This is a genomic window from Caulobacter sp. BE264 (genome assembly GCF_031457805.1).
In the GTDB taxonomy this organism is placed as follows: domain Bacteria; phylum Pseudomonadota; class Alphaproteobacteria; order Caulobacterales; family Caulobacteraceae; genus Caulobacter.
Genome location: NZ_JAVDXI010000001.1, coordinates 404,619 through 419,719, shown reverse-complemented (window position 1 = coordinate 419,719; position 15,101 = coordinate 404,619). Strand labels below are relative to the sequence as shown.

Sequence of the window (15,101 nt, the reverse complement as noted above, 5' to 3'; positions counted from 1 at the left end):
CGGTTTCGTCAAGCGCTCTGTCCGGTTCGTCGCGACTTTGGGGACGCGAGTCGTCGGGCGGGTTCTGGATAGGCGCCGCCCGTGTTTCAGGCAACCCCCAAACGGCCACGTGGCGCGGCCTCATGCTCCGCGTTTGGGCGATGCCCCCTGATTCAGCGTCGCTGAGCCTTGGCCGGATACGCCATCGCCCCAAGACGCATAGCGTCCCAGGGCGATCGCTCTGTCGCCTCTCTATATATAGGGCGAACTATTGCCCGATGATCACGTCACCGGAGCCACCGACGTGCTTCTTCACCGGACCGGTCGCCTTGGCGATCTTCACATCACCAGAGCCCATCACGCTGACGTCGACGTCGCCCGCCTCGCCGTTGAAGGTCACGTCGCCGGATCCCATGACGCTCACATCAACCGCGCGACTGCGACCGCCGGCGACAGTGATATTCCCCGAGCCCGCGATGTTGGCTTCGAGCTTGCCATTGATGCTCGCCACCCAGATATCGCCTGATCCAGCGATGTTGGTCTCCAGATCGCCGGCGATCGCTTGAGCGGAGACATCACCCGAACCCGCGATGCTGAACTCGGCCTCGGCGGCCGTGCCGGCCTTGGCGCCGCCAGAGCCGGCCTGCGCGACCTCCAGCTTGCCCTTGGTGTTGGCGATCGTCCAATCGCCGCAGCCGGCGTTGCCCAGTTCAACACTGTCCGAGCGGCCGATATCGCCAAAGACAGCACCGCCAGCCTGAACCTTGACGTTCATAGGCATACGGACCGCGATTTGCGGGAAATTGTCATAAGACACCTCCCCCACCCCGCGGACCTTCACCCAGACCTTACCGTCGCGGCTGTTGCAGCTATTGATGCGGTTCATCTTCAGGTCGCCGTCAACGATCACCTGATCGCCGTCCTGGCGGACTGTGAGTGGGAGCGCGCCGTTCGTGGTCAGGAACTCGACCTTCACGTCGGGGCGGTTCTCCGGAATGATCACGACCCGCGCGACAGCGTCCTTGATCTTCAGGGACGGAGCAGCCGTAGCGGCGCCAGCGGCGGTCGTAGCGATGGCCATCAGGGCCAGGGTGGTCAGAGCCCGCATCGGTGTCTCCCCAAGGATGCGTGTTGAAATTCGATGAGGGGAAGCTAGCGACGGGCTGACAAGGTTTCGACTTAATTCGAGGTCATGACCCCGAAGTCATGTTCAGCGTCGGCTAGTCGACCATCATGGCCAGGCCGACCAGGCCGAACCCAAGACCGAGCGCCGCGCCCAGCCGGGGATGGCGGCGGGCGATCGCTGTGAGAAAGCCCCCTCCTCCACGAAGCTGCCCCACGAGACCCGGCTCGCAGGCGACGATCCGGTCGAACCGCCGAGCCAGCCGCGCCGCGCCCATCATCCGCATGGGATGTCCACGAGGACCACGCCGTCGCTCAATCAAGCCTTCGAACACCGCCTCGAAGGGGTCGGCGAAATCGCGCTTGTAGTTGTCGGCGTCCACCCCGAAATCGACGCGGGTGACCCCCGCGGCCGCCAGCGCCTCCAACGTGTCCAGCGTCATCAGCGCGCCCGGCGAGTAGCGAGCGAAGGTCGGATCGTAGATCGGGAACCACAGATGATAGCGCCCCCCGGAAAGCAGACCCAGCTCGGCCGCGATCACCTGCCCCCCCGCCTGCAGTGTGGCGGTCCGAAGACCAAAGTCATCGGCGCTGGCGTCCGCGAGTTGCTCCAGCAACGAGACCGTCCAGCCGCAGGCGAACACGTCGTACTGATGGGTCCTCTGGATCTGCGCACGCTTACGAGCGACGATCAGTGCGACGTCGTCGCGGGTGGCCGGTCGAAACGAGAAGCTTAGCGGCCCGTGATCCCGTTCAAGCGAACGCCGGCGTCGGCGCTTGTCCTTCAGAAAGCGGCCATCGCGGCCGGCGAGATAGGTCTCGAAGCCGTGAGACAGATCCGCCGCCATGGCCCGGCGGGGCGCAAGACCCGGAAGGTCGTCGCTAATCGCGGCGACCAGCCCGCCGAACCGTGCTCGGCGCACCCCCGGCAGCTGCGCTAGCAGGCGAGCCACGGAAAGACCTGGCGCGGCGATCAGGCCGTGGAAATCGCTAAGCGGCGCGGCCAAGGGCTGGAGAAGCGCGCCGCGCTGCTGGAAGGGCAGGAATCCCTGGACCGCATCGCCCTGGCGGACGACAGCCAGCTTGGCGCCCGGCGCGATCTGGGCGGCGATCTCGATGAAACGGAAGTCGAAATACGGGCTGGCCAGAACAGGATCTGTAGCCCGCAGGTCACGCCACGCCGCCCGCTCCGCAGGGCCTAGGCGCGCGGCGTCGACAATTTCGACCCTGATGTCGTCGGCCTGCACGGGGCCCTCCCTGGAGAGCGGACATTTAGGCCCAGAGCATCCTAACAATCGCTTTAGTTGAGACCTGCCTCATGCTTGCGCAGCCTGACCGGGGCCGACTTGTAGGCCGGCGTGCCCGAGCGCCGGTCATGGTCGTCCAGCGCGATGACCACATTGGTCTCGGGATAGTAGGCCGCCAGGCAGCCGGGCGGGATGTCGCGCGCCACCAAGGTGAAGGCGCGCGCGACGCGGGACACGCCCTCGTCGAAGGCTGCCACGAGATCGACCTGCATCCCGGCCTTCAGGCCAAAGCGCGCCATGTCGTCGGGGTTGGCGAAAACCACGTCGCGACGGCCAAACACGCCGCGATAGCGGTCGTCCTGGCCATAGACGGTAGTGTTGTACTGGTCATGGCTGCGCAGGGTGGTCAGCAGCAGCACATCGGGATCGCCCCGTCGCGGATCCCCGCCCTTGGGATCGAAGACCAGGAAGTTGGCCTTGCCACTGGCGGTCCGCCATATGCGGTCGGACGGCCCGACCGGCAGCCGGAAGCCGCCCGGAACACGAACCTTGTCATTGTAGTCCGTAAAGGCCGACGGGAAGACGCGAGCGATCAGCTCACGAACAGCGTCATAGTCGTTCGCCAGCCCGGCCCAGTCGATCAAGGGGTCCTGGCCAAAGACGGCTTGAGCCAGCCCCGTAACGATCGCCGGCTCTGACAGCAGGTGCTCGGACGCCGGCGCATTGAGACCACGCGAGGCATGGACCATGGACATGGAGTCCTCGACCGTCACCGCCTGACGGACCCCGCCGCGTACGTCCATCTCGGTGCGGCCCAGGCACGGCAGCAGCAGGGCCGCCTTGCCGACCAGCAGGTGCGAGCGGTTCGGCTTGGTCGCGACATGCACGGCCATGTCGAGCTTGCGCATGGCCGCGAAGGTGCGGGTCGGATCGGGCGCGGCCACGGCGAAATTGCCGCCCAAGCCCACGAACACCTTGGCCCTGCCCTGCTCCATGGCGGCGATGGCCTCGACCACGGTGTGCCCATGCTCACGCGGCGGTTCGAAGCCGAAGACGTCGCGGATCGAGTCCAAGAGCGCGGCCGGCGGCTTCTCCCAGACCCCGACCGTGCGCGCGCCCTGAACGTTCGAATGGCCGCGTAACGGACAGATCCCCGCACCCGGGCGTCCGATATTGCCCTTCAGCAGCAGCAGGTTGACCAGCTGCTGCACGGTCCCGGAGCTGTCGCGATGCTGGGTCAGGCCCATGCCGTAGCAAAGGATCGCGGCCTTGGCCTTGGCGTAGACGGCGGCGGCCTCCTCGATCCGGGCGCGCGACAGGCCGCTGCCCGCCTCAATCACCGACCAGTCCAGGGCCTCAAGCTGCGCCGCCAGCGCCGCAAAGCCGGTCGTGTGCTCGGCGATGAAGGCGTGGTCGAGGACGCCGCCTTCCAGAGCCTCCATGGCCAGCAGGGCCTTCATCATGCCTTGGACCAGCATGGCGTCGCCGCCGATGGTCACCTGATAGTAGGCCGAGGCGATCGGCGTCGAGCCCAGTGTCGCCATCTCGACGGGATCCTGCGGCGAGGCGAACCGCTCCAGCGACCGCTCCTTGAGGGGGTTGAAGGCCAGGATCGTCGCGCCGCGCCGGCTGGCCTCGCGCAGGGTCGCCATCATTCGCGGATGATTGGTCCCCGGATTGTGGCCGAAGCACAGGATCAGGTCGGCGTGGTCGAAATCCTCCAGCGTCACCGAGCCCTTGCCCAGACCGATCGAGTCCGGCAGGCCCACGCTGGTGGGCTCGTGGCACATGTTCGAGCAGTCGGGGAAGTTGTTGGTGCCGAACCGTCGGCCCAGAAGCTGGTACAGGAACGCCGCCTCGTTCGACGCGCGACCCGAGGCGTAGAACTCGGCCTGGTTCGGGTCACGCAGGGCCTTCAGCGCCGCGCCGGCTTGCGAGAAAGCCTCGTCCCAAGAGATCGCCTTGTAGCGGTCGTCGGCCGGGTCATAGGCCATCGGCTCGGTCAGCCGGCCCAGATCCTCGATTTGGTGGTCGCTCCAGGTCAGCAGCTCGCTGACGGTGTGGCGGGCGAACACCTCGGGCGTGGCGCGCTTGGTCGTCGCCTCCCAGGCCACAGCCTTGGCGCCGTTCTCGCAGAACTCGAACGACGAGGTGTGCTTGGGGTCGGGCCAGGCGCAGCCCGGACAGTCGAAACCCTCGGGCTGGTTGGCCCGCAGCAGGGTCTTGCCGCCTTCGATCATCGTCTCCTGATCCGACAGCGCGCCGGCCACCGCCTTCAGGGCGCCCCAGCCGCCGGCGGGGGCGTCATAGGGGCGGACGCCGGGAATCTTCTCGTCCGCCATCAGGCCGGCTCCATCATCCGATCGGTCAGGCGCTCGGCGCCCGCAAACACCGCGTGACCATCGGCGCGCGCCAGGGCCACCAGGGTCAGGTTCGCCGCTTGGGCGCGATCGATCGCCAGGGCGGTCGGCGCCGATACCGCCACCAGGATCGGACAGCCCAGGCGCACGGTCTTCTCGACCATCTCGAACGAGCAGCGGCTGGTCACCACGACGAAGCCCGCCGCCGGCTCACGCTCCTCGCGCAGCAGTCCGCCGGCCAGCTTGTCCAGCGCGTTGTGGCGGCCGACGTCCTCGCGCAACAGCACCAGATCGCCGTCCGGGGAAAAGAAAGCCGCCGCATGGGTGGCGCGGGTCAGGCGGCCGAGAGCCTGCTCTGCTTCCAGCCTCTCCAGAGCGCGGGGGATGACCGCGTGCGCCAGGACCGTTTCCGAAGCCGCCAGCACCGGCAGAGGCCGCACGGCGTCGGCCAGGCGCTCGACCCCGCACAGGCCGCAGCTGGAGCGGCCCTCCAGATTGCGCGGCCGAGCCTTCCGAGGGCCCGCCCCGGGGCGGAAGCGAACATCGACCAGGACGCCCTGCTCCTCGGTGCGAATGTCGATCGCGGCGATGTCCTGGGCGGCGGCCACCGCTTCGGTGACGACAAAGCCGCGCGCCAGGTCCTCAAGATCCTCCGGCGTGGCCATCAGCACCGTGTGCGGCCGGCCATCGAACGACAGGCCGACGGCGATCTCTTGAGGGGTGATCCGCTCGATGGGCCGGGCGGCCTGATCGGCGCGCCACTGCAGGGCGGAACGGGGATCGACGGCGGAACGCGACATGACGGGAGCCTACTCCGACGGCGTCGGGCGGTACAGCGGCCGTGGCGACAGCCGAGCAGGCGCGCGTCCGCCGCTTCACGCGGCATGACCGCTGAAGGTGCTGGGGAGGCGACGGAGCGGCCGGGCGAACCCGGAGACCGTGAATGTGTTTTGCGTTTCGGCTCGCGCTTCCGCTCCGCCAGGTTGTTCTTGCCCGTGAGGATGGGGGGCGTGAGCGTCTTTCAGCTCGGGACCCCAGGAGCCCCCGGACGGGCGCGGATCAACTGGAGCGGCTACATCCGTGTCCAGCCCGACGATCCACGATAGGCGGCTTGTACGATCACCGCCCTGTCGCTCCGCGCTCGCCTCTCTACGGTTCCTTCCGGGATCCCGGATCTATCCAACGAACAGACCCCGGTCGAAACCGCTTCGAGACCACGCGGCCCCGCTCAACCTAGCCCCGCCGCCGTATTGGGCCGGATCCATACGCCCTCCCCCGCGACGGGGATGCATTGAGTATGGAGCGGGTTTTGACGCCGGGGATAAGTTGGCGCGTAAAAGTGACAAGGCGTTGATTTCGTTGGGATCAGCCCCGCCAATTCCGAGCGCTCAGGGCGCCGAGCTCCCTCTCCCAGAGGGAGAGGGTGGCCGCGAAGCGGTCGGGAGAGGGGTTTCAAAGCCGCCGCCCTGCCGGCGCTCCGGCCAAGGCCCCACTCCCTCTCCCCGGCCCTCTCCCGCTGGGAGAGGGTGGCGTTTGGTGTTCCCTCTGCTTGGGCGCGAAACTCGCTGTGACCAGCCTCAGCGTTCCTGGGCGCCCTTGCCGGCGATGATCCGATCGCGAAACTTCTCGATCCGGGCAATCCGTGTCGCAGCGTGCTTGGCCTGGTTCAAAGCGAACAGATAGCTCCTCTGCCGTCCGGGCGTCAGCGCGTGAAACGCCTCGGCCAGGACAGGGTCAGCGTCCAGCGCTTCGACAAGCTCGTCAGGCATGCCGATCTCGCGCGCCACCATGGGCGGCTTCGTCCCCGCTTCGGCGTGATCCATCAGCTGACGCAGATACGCGCGGATCGTGGGTTCAAGAGCCTCGACCTGCGCGACCGTCGTGAAGCGGATGACGCTTGGGGTCTGGCTGTTAGGACCCGGGGCCATCAAGACGCCCGCGCTGTCGACCAGGAGACCCGCATTCAGGAAGCTGATCAGGAAGTCGCTCCGGAACGCGCCCAGCAGCGCGATGTTGCGACCCGCGTGCATGTAGCAGGGATGGGCCCACTTGGCCGTCTCCGCCAGGCCCATATCCCGGCAAAGCCGGCGCAGGGCGTTGAGGCCATCGATCCAGGGGCGGGTCGAGCAATCGGCGGTCGCGAACCGCGCGCAGCGACCGCAGCCTTGGAGGAAGTAGTCGTCAGGGTCGGTGATCATCGCCATCCAGCCACCTTCCCCGCTTTTCGCCCCAAGCAAAAGGCCCCGGAGATCGCTCTCCGGGGCCTTCGCTTAGATCAGTTCAGCGTGTGCTGAGGATCGGTCGATTACTCGACGATCTTGGCGACGACGCCGGCGCCGACGGTGCGGCCGCCTTCACGGATGGCGAAGCGCAGCTTCTCTTCCATGGCGATCGGGGTGATCAGCTCGACGTCCAGCTCGGCGTTGTCGCCCGGCATGATCATTTCCACGCCTTCGCGCAGCTTGATGATGCCCGTCACGTCCGTCGTGCGGAAGTAGAACTGCGGACGGTAGTTGGTGAAGAACGGGGTGTGACGGCCGCCTTCTTCCTTGGTCAGGATGTAGGCTTCGGCCACGAACTTGGTGTGCGGCGTGATCGAACCCGGCTTGCACAGCACTTGGCCGCGCTCGACGTCTTCACGCTTGGTGCCGCGCAGCAGCACGCCCACGTTGTCGCCCGCTTGACCTTGGTCCAGCAGCTTGCGGAACATTTCAACGCCCGTGCAGGTCGTCTTCTGGATCGGACGGATGCCGACGATTTCGACTTCTTCACCCACCTTCACGATGCCGCGCTCGACGCGACCGGTCACCACGGTGCCGCGGCCCGAGATCGAGAACACGTCTTCGACCGGCATCAGGAACGGCATGTCGACCGGACGTTCCGGCTGCGGGATGTAGGCGTCGACCGAAGCCATCAGCGCCAGGATCGCTTCTTCACCGATCTTCGGGTCACGGCCTTCGACCGCGGCCAGGGCCGAACCCTTGGTGATCGGAATGTCATCGCCCGGGAACTGGTACGACGACAGCAGCTCACGAACTTCCATTTCGACGAGCTCGAGCAGCTCTTCGTCGTCGACCATGTCGACCTTGTTCATGAACACGACCAGCGCCGGAACGCCGACCTGACGGGCCAGCAGGATGTGCTCGCGGGTCTGCGGCATCGGACCGTCAGCGGCCGACACCACCAGGATCGCGCCGTCCATCTGCGCCGCGCCCGTGATCATGTTCTTCACGTAGTCGGCGTGGCCGGGGCAGTCGACGTGGGCGTAGTGACGGTTGGCCGTCTCATATTCCACGTGCGCGGTGTTGATCGTGATGCCGCGGGCCTTTTCTTCCGGCGCAGCGTCGATGTCGGCGTAGTTCTTGGCGGTCGCGCCGCCCGACTTCGCCAGCGTGATCGTGATCGCGGCCGTCAGCGTCGTCTTGCCATGGTCAACGTGACCAATGGTGCCGATGTTGCAGTGCGGCTTAGTGCGTTCGAACTTTTCCTTGGCCATCGTCTCTACCTTCGCGCCGGCGGCTGGGTTGTTGGGAATAACTCGTTAGGGAGCTGGAGCGGGTAGCGGGAATCGAACCCGCATCCTCAGCTTGGAAGGCTGCTGCACTACCATTGTGCTATACCCGCCCAATCACCCTCAGGGGCTAGCGGGGTCGCGATTGGCTCCCGGTCTTTCGGCTCTGGGACGCCCCCTGTCTTTCAAGGGCGCTGCCTTCCGGAACTCATCGCGCGCATGGTGGGGGAAGTAGGACTCGAACCTACGAAGGCTTACGCCAGGGGATTTACAGTCCCCCCCCTTTGCCACTCGGGACATTCCCCCAAGCACGCGATGGAGTTCCGAAGCCGGCGGCCTTTATCCGCTTCGACGAGCGACGGCAAGCCGTCAAACGCCGATGCGAAACAAAAGCTTCTTGGACCGTCGCCGGACGATGCTAAGAGCAGCGCCGGCTGGCCGAGAAGCCCTCGGGGCCCCAAATCGGAGCGCGTCTTATAGTGTCCTCTCATTCCGAACGCAACGACCGGAAAGCCCCTTCTGCCAAAGGACGCGATTTTCGTTCCAAGCCACGGAAACAGAACGACTTTTCCAGAGGCCAAGGCGACGCCAAGGACTGGATTTGGGGGACTCACGCCGTCGAAGCCGCGCTTTCCAACCCCCGACGCCCTGCTCCAAAGCGCCTTCTGGCGACGCCTGACCGGGCCAAGCGACTCGCGCCGCATCTTCAGAAGCTGGCGTGCCTGCAGGTCATGGAGAGCCAGGACATCGCCAGGCAGTTGCCGCCCGGCGCCGTGCATCAGGGCCTGGCGCTGAAGATCGACGAGCCCGAGGCGCTGACGATCGCCGAGCTCGGCGCGCCGGCGAAGGGGTTCCTGGTCATGCTCGACCAGATCACCGATCCGCAGAACATCGGCGCGATCTTCCGCTCGGCGGCCGCGTTCGGGGCCAAGGGCGTCATCCTGCAGGATCGCCACGCGCCAGCGCTTTCCGGCGTGCTGGCCAAGACCGCTGTCGGCGCCGTGGACAAGGTCTCCTACGCGCGCGTGGTCAATCTATCCCGCGCCCTTGAGGAGCTGGCCGATCTCGGCTGGCGCGCCGTGGCCCTGGCCGGCGAGGCCGAGGAGAGCCTGGAGGCTGTGCTCGACGCCCAGCCGACAGTGCTCGTTTTGGGTTCGGAAGGCGAAGGGGTTCGCCGCCTCGTCGCCGAGCACTGCGACGCCTTGGGCAAAATCCCGATGCCCGGCGGTTTTGAGAGCCTGAATGTTTCCGCCGCCGCCGCGATCGCACTCTACGAGGCCTCGAAAGTTCGCGCGGTGGACGAAATCGTTTCGTGAATCTCTCTTAACCGTTTTGATTTCGTCGCAAGCTCGTGCTTCTCTCGTGAACAGTGGTCCGCGAGCGCTGCTCTGCGGAGGAATCTGACATGGGATCGGGGGACCCGATGTTTGGACGTAATACACGCTTGGCCGCCTTGGCGACCGCCGCGGCCGGCGTTCTGGCGCTCGCGGGCTGTAGCGCTGGCGACCCGGTCGCCTCCGCGCCGCCGCCCAGCGGTCAACAGAGCGCCGCCGCGCCGCCGGAGCTGATGGGCGCGCCGCCGCCGCCCCACGCTGGCCAGGCCCAGGATGGGCTGCTGGGCGGTCCGACCGCAGCCGCCTCGACGCAAGCCCAGGCCCAGGCTCAAGCGGATTCGACGCGCCCCCCGGCGCCGGCTCACAATTCTCATCTGAAGACCTGGCGTCGGCCGGACGGAACGCTGGTCACGGCCATGCGTCCGATCCCGAACCCAAAGGTCTCAAGCCACGCCGCCTCGGCGACGCCCCGTCGGGTCCACGCGACGATGCAGACGCATGGCGCGGCCGCTCCGGCCAAGCCGGTCGCCAAGCCCGCGACGGTGGCCGTCGTGAAGCCCGTGACGCCGAAGACGGTCGCGCCGGCTCCGGCGCCGATCAAGGCGGCTCAGCCCGCCCAACCGACGGCGCCGCTGGCCAAGCCGCCCGTGGTCGCCGCCGCCGCGCCGGTCGCCGCGCCCGCTCCGACCAAGCCCGTGACCAAGCTCGAACAACTGCAAGCCGCCGTGGCCCCGGCCGCCACCAATGGCGCGGTGCTGGCCACGGCGGAAAGCCTCGGTAAGGGTCAACCGGGCCAGGTCACGCTCTCGCTGCCCGCGACTCTGGGCGAAATGATCCAGAAAGAAGCCGCCAAGCTTGGTCTGACCAAGGCGGCCAAGAAGACCAGCGCCTACGCCGAACTGCAGGGCGAAGGCTATGAGATCACGCCGAACGGCCGTCAAACCGCCGTCGTCAAGCCGGGCGAAGCCACGACTTTCGCCTGGCAGGTCAAACCGGGTCAGGAGGCCAAGGGCGAACTGAAGTCGGAGTTTGGCGTCGAGATGACCGGCGCCAAGGAACCGCAGGGCTTCTCGCTTGGCGAGATCAGCAAGCGCGTCGCGGCGCTGCCGGAAACCGCCAAGAAGGGCATGGACAAGCTGGATCTGGGGGCTCTGAACGGCTCGATCTCGCTGCCGGGCCTTGGTCCGACGCCGATCAAGACCCTGCTGGGCGCGGCTCTGGTGCTTCTGGCGCTGATCATTCTGGTCGGCGTGTCGCGCAGCGTCTCGGCCTCGCGACGCAAGGCGGAGAGCCAGCGCAAGTACCGCACGCTGACGGACTACGGCCGTAACGAGATGGAATTCGATACGCCGCCGGCCAGCACGCACGTCTCGCACGTCAACCCCTTCCTCGCCGCTGCAGGCGGCGCGGCGGTCGGCGCCGTCGCGGGTTCGGCCGTGGCGCGTCATGACGACCACGGGCATGGCCACGACGACCATCACGGCCATGACGATCACGGCCACGGTCATGACGACCATGGTCACGACGCCCACGGGCATGGTGATCACGGGCACGGCGCTGATCTCCATGCCCACGCTCACCCTGAGCCCCACGCGCCTGCGGAGCACGTCTCGTACGTGAACCCCATGGTGGCGGCGGCGTCGGCCAGCCACAACGATCACCACGGTCACGACGCGGCGCACGGCCACGATGATCACGGCCATGGTCACGACGACCACGGCCACGGCGATCACGGGCATGGTCACGATGACCACGCGCATGGCCACGACGACCATGCCCACGGCCACGACCATGGCGCTCATCACGCCCATGCCGAGCACACGGCGCATGTGACCCCGACCAGCCATGGCGACGATCATGGTCACGGCCATGGCGATGCTCACGGCCACGGCCATGACGATCACGGGCAGGATGATCATGGCCATGACGCGCATGGCCATGGCGCTCACGGTCATGATGACCACGGGCATCATGACGATCATGGCCACGGTCACCATGACGCCCACCACAAGGAACCCGAGCACGCACACCACTAGTTCGAGCGCGCCCAGAACCAAGAGCCCCGGATCCACAGATCCGGGGCTCTTTCTTTTCGCATCCTGCGCGAAAAGGCGTTTGCGCCTTGCATCGTCACCCGCGCCAAAGCATTGAGAGGCCATGTTCGACGCTCTGATCGCCCAGTTCGGCGCCTTCCAAGGCCCGCTCACCGCCCTGCTGCAAGTTCTGATGATCGACCTCGTCCTGGCGGGCGACAACGCCGTGGCCGTGGGCCTGGCCGCCGGCGGCCTGCCGGCCAAGGACCGCAAGAAGGTTATCCTCTACGGACTGGGCGCGGCCGTCGTCCTGCGCATCACCTTCGCCCTGATCACCACCTGGCTGCTGGGCGTGGTGGGCCTGTTGCTGGCCGGCGGCTTCCTGCTGCTGTGGGTCTGCTGGAAGATGTGGCGGGAGCTGCGCGAGCAGACGACGCACGACGAGGCCGACGCCATGGCCATGATCGACGATGATCCCAGCACCGAGCCGCGCGCCCGTCCGGCCAAGACCTTCAAGGCCGCGTTCCTGCAGGTGCTGATCGCCGACGTCTCGATGTCGCTGGACAACGTCCTGGCCGTCGCCGGCGCCGCGCGCGAGCATCCCAGCATCCTGATCTTCGGCCTGCTGCTGTCGATCATCCTGATGGGCGTGGCCGCCACCGCCATCGCCAACCTGCTGCACAAGCACCGCTGGATCGGCTTTGTCGGCCTGGCCATCGTGCTCTATGTGGCCGTGCACATGATCTGGACGGGCCATCGCAGCGTCGTGATGGATCTGAACCAGACGCCGGCCTACAACGCGGCCGTCCCGGACCCGATCGACATCAAGCCGGACGAAGTCACCCAGCATAACAAGCACCGCTGACGGGGCTTTAGCGCCCCGGCAGCGGCGGCAGGTCGAGTCGTCGAAGCTCGGCCATGCGTGCATAGAGGCGCAGGATACTGGCGTGGCGACCGGTGTCGCCGCGCGCCTCTACGGCTTCATGCAGGCTGATCAGCGCCTGGCGTAGCGTAGCGTTCACGCGGTCCAGCCCGCTGATCGTCAGCTCGACGGGGTCGGCCGGCCAACCGCCATGCAAGCCATAGTCCGCAGCGGCCTCGAGCAGGATCTCGCGGATGGCGGCGTTCTCGGTGACTCGCGCTGCGGCGCCGCGTTCGGCCTCCTGCGCGGCCAGCAGCGACAACAGCGCCACCACCGCGACCTTGCCGGCCATGAACTCGCCCTGCTGTTCGGGCGGTCCAGGCTCGGCCATGCACAAGAAGTTGCCGACCAGGATATCGGGCACGCTCGGCGTCATGACAGCCCCTCCAGGCGCAGCAGCATCTCGGCCAGGATCTGATCGTGGCGGCGGGCGGTGTACCAGCCAGAGATCGCCAGGACCGGATCCTTAAACCCGCCGTCGCGGTACTCCTTGGCCGCCGAGGTCCAGATCGCCTGGCCCTTCACGGCGTTGAACAGCGACCACCAGGCCAGCGCCGTCTCGTCGACTTCAAGGCCGCTGGCTTCCTTCCAGAGGGCCAGGGCCTCGTCGCCCGGCAGCATGCCGCCCACCTTGTCGGCCTCGAAGTGCCCCCACAGAGGATCCATGGCCCAGCCCAGGTCCTCCAGCGGATCGCCGAGGTGAACCATTTCCCAATCCAGGATCGCGAGAACCCTGCCCGCGCCGTCGTGCAGAAAGTTGCCGGTGCGATAGTCGCCATGGACCACGCGAACGGCCTGGGCCGGCGGCGGCGGACGACGCCGCAGGGCGCGGATCGCCGCCCAGACGATCGGCTGGGGATGTTGCTGGTCGTCCTCAATTACCTTGGTCCAGTGGTCGAGTGCAATCCACCAACAGTCCTCGGGCGCGGGGCGCTCGGCCGCCTTGGCCAGCGGCAAGGTCGTCGGATCGGCTGCGGCGATGGTTCCGAGGATCCGGAAGAACTGCTCGCCGATCGTCCGAGCGTGCTCGCCATAGGGAACGACCGTGAAGGGAGAAGCGGCCGCGCCACCCTCGACGCGCTCCATGATGAAGAACGGCCGCTCCAGCTCCGCGCCCTCGGGCTCCATCGCGACAGGACGCGGGATGGGCAGACGGTCGTAGAAGGACTCGAACGCCAGGTACTCCAGGTTCCGATCCGTTTCGATCAGGCTGCCCGGCGGGTCCCGGCGCAGGATCAGCGGCCGCGTCCGGCCCTCCGCCAAGGCTGAGAAGCGATAGGTCTCGCGACTGGCGCCGCCGGGAATGCGTGAGAGGTCCGACACTGTCACGGAGGTCGACCAGATCCGTGACAGATAGGCCTCGAGGCGCTCGGTCAGGCTCATGGGGCCAGATCCAGGATCGAGGCGAAGCCGGACGGCGCGTGCGGTCCGATCGCCAACTGCTCGAAGACGCCCCGGCCAACCCGCGACCGCCCTTGCCCATCGACATAGGTCACGCGGCTCAGCGCCTGCACATGCAGGTGGTGCGGCAGGCGACGGTCGATGTCCGCCAGAACGAAGTCTTCCCGCTCGACCTTCAATTCGCCCTGGTTATGGCCATGACCCCAGGTCGGGTGAGTGTAGCCAAGGCCCAGCATGAAGAACTCGGTCTGTGGTTCGATAGAGACCGAACCACCCTCGCCCAGGTCCAGACTCGCCGAGGCGGCGTGCCGCGTCGCGCTCTTCCAGCGGATGGCGCAGGAGGACTCCGCAAAGCCGCCGAACGTCTCCTCGCGGCCGCCGTCCTCCAGCCACACCGCGCGCCGGTTCCAGGGCCGGCCCAGCTCGTCGTCATTGGTGTGGAAGAAGAAGCTGCCGTCGGCGAAATTGCACGGACTCCACAGCCAGAAGAACTGCGGCGGCGTCGGCGGGACCGGCTCTTGCGGGTCGCGCGCGCCGACCGGCCGCACGCCCCACGAGCGGTCACGGGTGCCGACAAAGCCGTCGACGACGGTGCGGAGGCCATCCACCTCGACCCAGCCGCTGTAGCGACCGTTCTGCGTGAGACGCGTATAGTCCATGAAGGCGCGGGGCCCATTTCGGCGGATGAAGCGCGGCTCCTCGATCGGGAAGGCGCGTCCCTCGAAGACGATCTCGGCGGCCACGCCCTGCTCGGGCGCTTGCACGACCAGCTTCAGCCGTTGCAGGGGCTGCAGAACCTCGATCGCGATCGGGCCGACGCGCAGGTCCATGCGCTCCATGCCAAGCCAGCGGCTGGCGTGAAGATTGACCTGCCTGCCGTCCTTCATCACGCAGAACGAGGCGTCGGCGATGTTCAGGTGGGGATAGACGCCGAACGCGGCGGCGAAGAACAGGTCGCCCCCGTCGCCCTCGGGCGCGTAGCCGTTGAAAAAATAGCGATCATAGAAGTTCCGATCCGTGCCGGCGTAGGCCACCGGCTCGGGCGTCTGATGGATCGGATAATCGTCGCCCCAGGTGAGCGCCATGCCGTCCCTCCCCTGTTCGCGCCGACGCTCTGACGGGCCGGCTTTACGAGCAGGTGAACGACGTTAAGGTCGCGACGAACGATTGCAACGGTGACGGAGCGTAAAGG

At 67.0% G+C, this 15,101-nt stretch carries 12 protein-coding genes, 2 tRNA genes and 1 pseudogene; 3 read left to right on the top strand and 12 right to left on the bottom strand.

Features of this window, described 5'->3' with window-relative positions:
* Positions 1–247: 247 nt before the first annotated feature.
* From J2X45_RS02005 to J2X45_RS01965, 9 genes and pseudogenes are all read right to left on the bottom strand, one after another.
* On the bottom strand, positions 248–1,087 hold the full coding sequence (locus tag J2X45_RS02005; RefSeq protein WP_310210622.1) for a GIN domain-containing protein: 840 nt from the start codon (positions 1,085–1,087) through the stop codon (positions 248–250).
* A 112-nt stretch (positions 1,088–1,199) separates the two neighbouring features.
* Positions 1,200–2,348 carry a GNAT family N-acetyltransferase gene (locus J2X45_RS02000; RefSeq protein ID WP_310210619.1) on the bottom strand — a complete coding sequence of 383 codons (1,149 nt, stop codon included), beginning with the start codon at positions 2,346–2,348 and terminating at the stop codon, positions 1,200–1,202.
* A 53-nt stretch (positions 2,349–2,401) separates the two neighbouring features.
* Positions 2,402–4,690 (bottom strand): FdhF/YdeP family oxidoreductase, encoded by a 2,289-nt coding sequence (locus J2X45_RS01995; RefSeq protein ID WP_310210617.1) that lies wholly within the window; start codon positions 4,688–4,690, stop codon positions 2,402–2,404.
* A complete protein-coding gene (gene fdhD, locus J2X45_RS01990; RefSeq protein ID WP_310210614.1) occupies positions 4,690–5,508 on the bottom strand; it encodes a formate dehydrogenase accessory sulfurtransferase FdhD in 819 nt (272 codons plus the stop codon). Before fdhD ends, J2X45_RS01995 begins: the two co-directional genes overlap by 1 nt.
* 375 nt (positions 5,509–5,883) lie before the next feature.
* Positions 5,884–6,127, bottom strand: a pseudogene (locus J2X45_RS01985) (hypothetical protein); the annotation flags it as partial.
* A 158-nt stretch (positions 6,128–6,285) separates the two neighbouring features.
* Entirely contained in the window at positions 6,286–6,912 is a 627-nt protein-coding gene (locus tag J2X45_RS01980) for a YdeI/OmpD-associated family protein (RefSeq protein ID WP_310210610.1), read from the bottom strand.
* A 101-nt stretch (positions 6,913–7,013) separates the two neighbouring features.
* Positions 7,014–8,204 carry an elongation factor Tu gene (tuf, locus tag J2X45_RS01975; protein ID WP_310210607.1) on the bottom strand — a complete coding sequence of 397 codons (1,191 nt, stop codon included), beginning with the start codon at positions 8,202–8,204 and terminating at the stop codon, positions 7,014–7,016.
* A 54-nt stretch (positions 8,205–8,258) separates the two neighbouring features.
* Positions 8,259–8,332: transfer RNA gene (locus J2X45_RS01970), tRNA-Gly, on the bottom strand.
* Between the two features lie 107 nt (positions 8,333–8,439).
* Positions 8,440–8,525: transfer RNA gene (locus tag J2X45_RS01965), tRNA-Tyr, on the bottom strand.
* A 173-nt stretch (positions 8,526–8,698) separates the two neighbouring features.
* On the opposite strand from J2X45_RS01965, the gene rlmB reads away from it, so the two are divergent.
* The 3 genes from rlmB to J2X45_RS01950 all read left to right on the top strand — a co-directional run bounded on the left by rlmB (position 8,699) and on the right by J2X45_RS01950 (position 12,451).
* Positions 8,699–9,535: a 23S rRNA (guanosine(2251)-2'-O)-methyltransferase RlmB gene (rlmB, locus tag J2X45_RS01960; RefSeq protein WP_310210604.1), complete on the top strand. Its 837-nt coding sequence runs from the start codon at positions 8,699–8,701 to the stop codon at positions 9,533–9,535.
* Between the two features lie 107 nt (positions 9,536–9,642).
* Positions 9,643–11,589 carry a stalk-specific protein X gene (locus tag J2X45_RS01955; protein WP_310210602.1) on the top strand — a complete coding sequence of 649 codons (1,947 nt, stop codon included), beginning with the start codon at positions 9,643–9,645 and terminating at the stop codon, positions 11,587–11,589.
* A 121-nt stretch (positions 11,590–11,710) separates the two neighbouring features.
* Complete coding sequence (locus J2X45_RS01950) at positions 11,711–12,451, top strand: TerC family protein (protein ID WP_310210601.1); 741 nt, start codon at positions 11,711–11,713, stop codon at positions 12,449–12,451.
* A gap of 7 nt (positions 12,452–12,458) precedes the next feature.
* Here the strand turns inward: J2X45_RS01950 and J2X45_RS01945 are convergent, their stop codons facing one another.
* From J2X45_RS01945 to J2X45_RS01935, 3 genes are read right to left on the bottom strand one after another with little or no spacing between them, the layout of a single operon-like run.
* On the bottom strand, positions 12,459–12,884 hold the full coding sequence (locus J2X45_RS01945; protein ID WP_310210599.1) for a hypothetical protein: 426 nt from the start codon (positions 12,882–12,884) through the stop codon (positions 12,459–12,461).
* Complete coding sequence (locus tag J2X45_RS01940; RefSeq protein WP_310210595.1) at positions 12,881–13,891, bottom strand: phosphotransferase family protein; 1,011 nt, start codon at positions 13,889–13,891, stop codon at positions 12,881–12,883. Before J2X45_RS01940 ends, J2X45_RS01945 begins: the two co-directional genes overlap by 4 nt.
* Entirely contained in the window at positions 13,888–14,994 is a 1,107-nt protein-coding gene (locus tag J2X45_RS01935; protein WP_310210592.1) for a hypothetical protein, read from the bottom strand. The genes J2X45_RS01940 and J2X45_RS01935 overlap by 4 nt, the downstream gene beginning before the upstream one ends.
* Between the last annotated feature and the right edge of the window lie 107 nt (positions 14,995–15,101).

Bases quoted from the DNA above. Each gene is read 5' to 3' on its own strand.
- J2X45_RS02005 (WP_310210622.1), bottom strand. From the start codon at position 1,087: ATGCGGGCTCTGACCACCCTGGCCCTGATGGCCATCGCTACGACCGCC.
- J2X45_RS01995 (WP_310210617.1), bottom strand. From the start codon at position 4,690: ATGGCGGACGAGAAGATTCCCGGCGTCCGCCCCTATGACGCCCCCGCC.
- fdhD (WP_310210614.1), bottom strand. From the start codon at position 5,508: ATGTCGCGTTCCGCCGTCGATCCCCGTTCCGCCCTGCAGTGGCGCGCC.
- J2X45_RS01980 (WP_310210610.1), bottom strand. From the start codon at position 6,912: ATGGCGATGATCACCGACCCTGACGACTACTTCCTCCAAGGCTGCGGT.
- tuf (WP_310210607.1), bottom strand. From the start codon at position 8,204: ATGGCCAAGGAAAAGTTCGAACGCACTAAGCCGCACTGCAACATCGGC.
- J2X45_RS01955 (WP_310210602.1), top strand. From the start codon at position 9,643: ATGTTTGGACGTAATACACGCTTGGCCGCCTTGGCGACCGCCGCGGCC.
- J2X45_RS01950 (WP_310210601.1), top strand. From the start codon at position 11,711: ATGTTCGACGCTCTGATCGCCCAGTTCGGCGCCTTCCAAGGCCCGCTC.
- J2X45_RS01945 (WP_310210599.1), bottom strand. From the start codon at position 12,884: ATGACGCCGAGCGTGCCCGATATCCTGGTCGGCAACTTCTTGTGCATG.
- J2X45_RS01940 (WP_310210595.1), bottom strand. From the start codon at position 13,891: ATGAGCCTGACCGAGCGCCTCGAGGCCTATCTGTCACGGATCTGGTCG.
- J2X45_RS01935 (WP_310210592.1), bottom strand. From the start codon at position 14,994: ATGGCGCTCACCTGGGGCGACGATTATCCGATCCATCAGACGCCCGAG.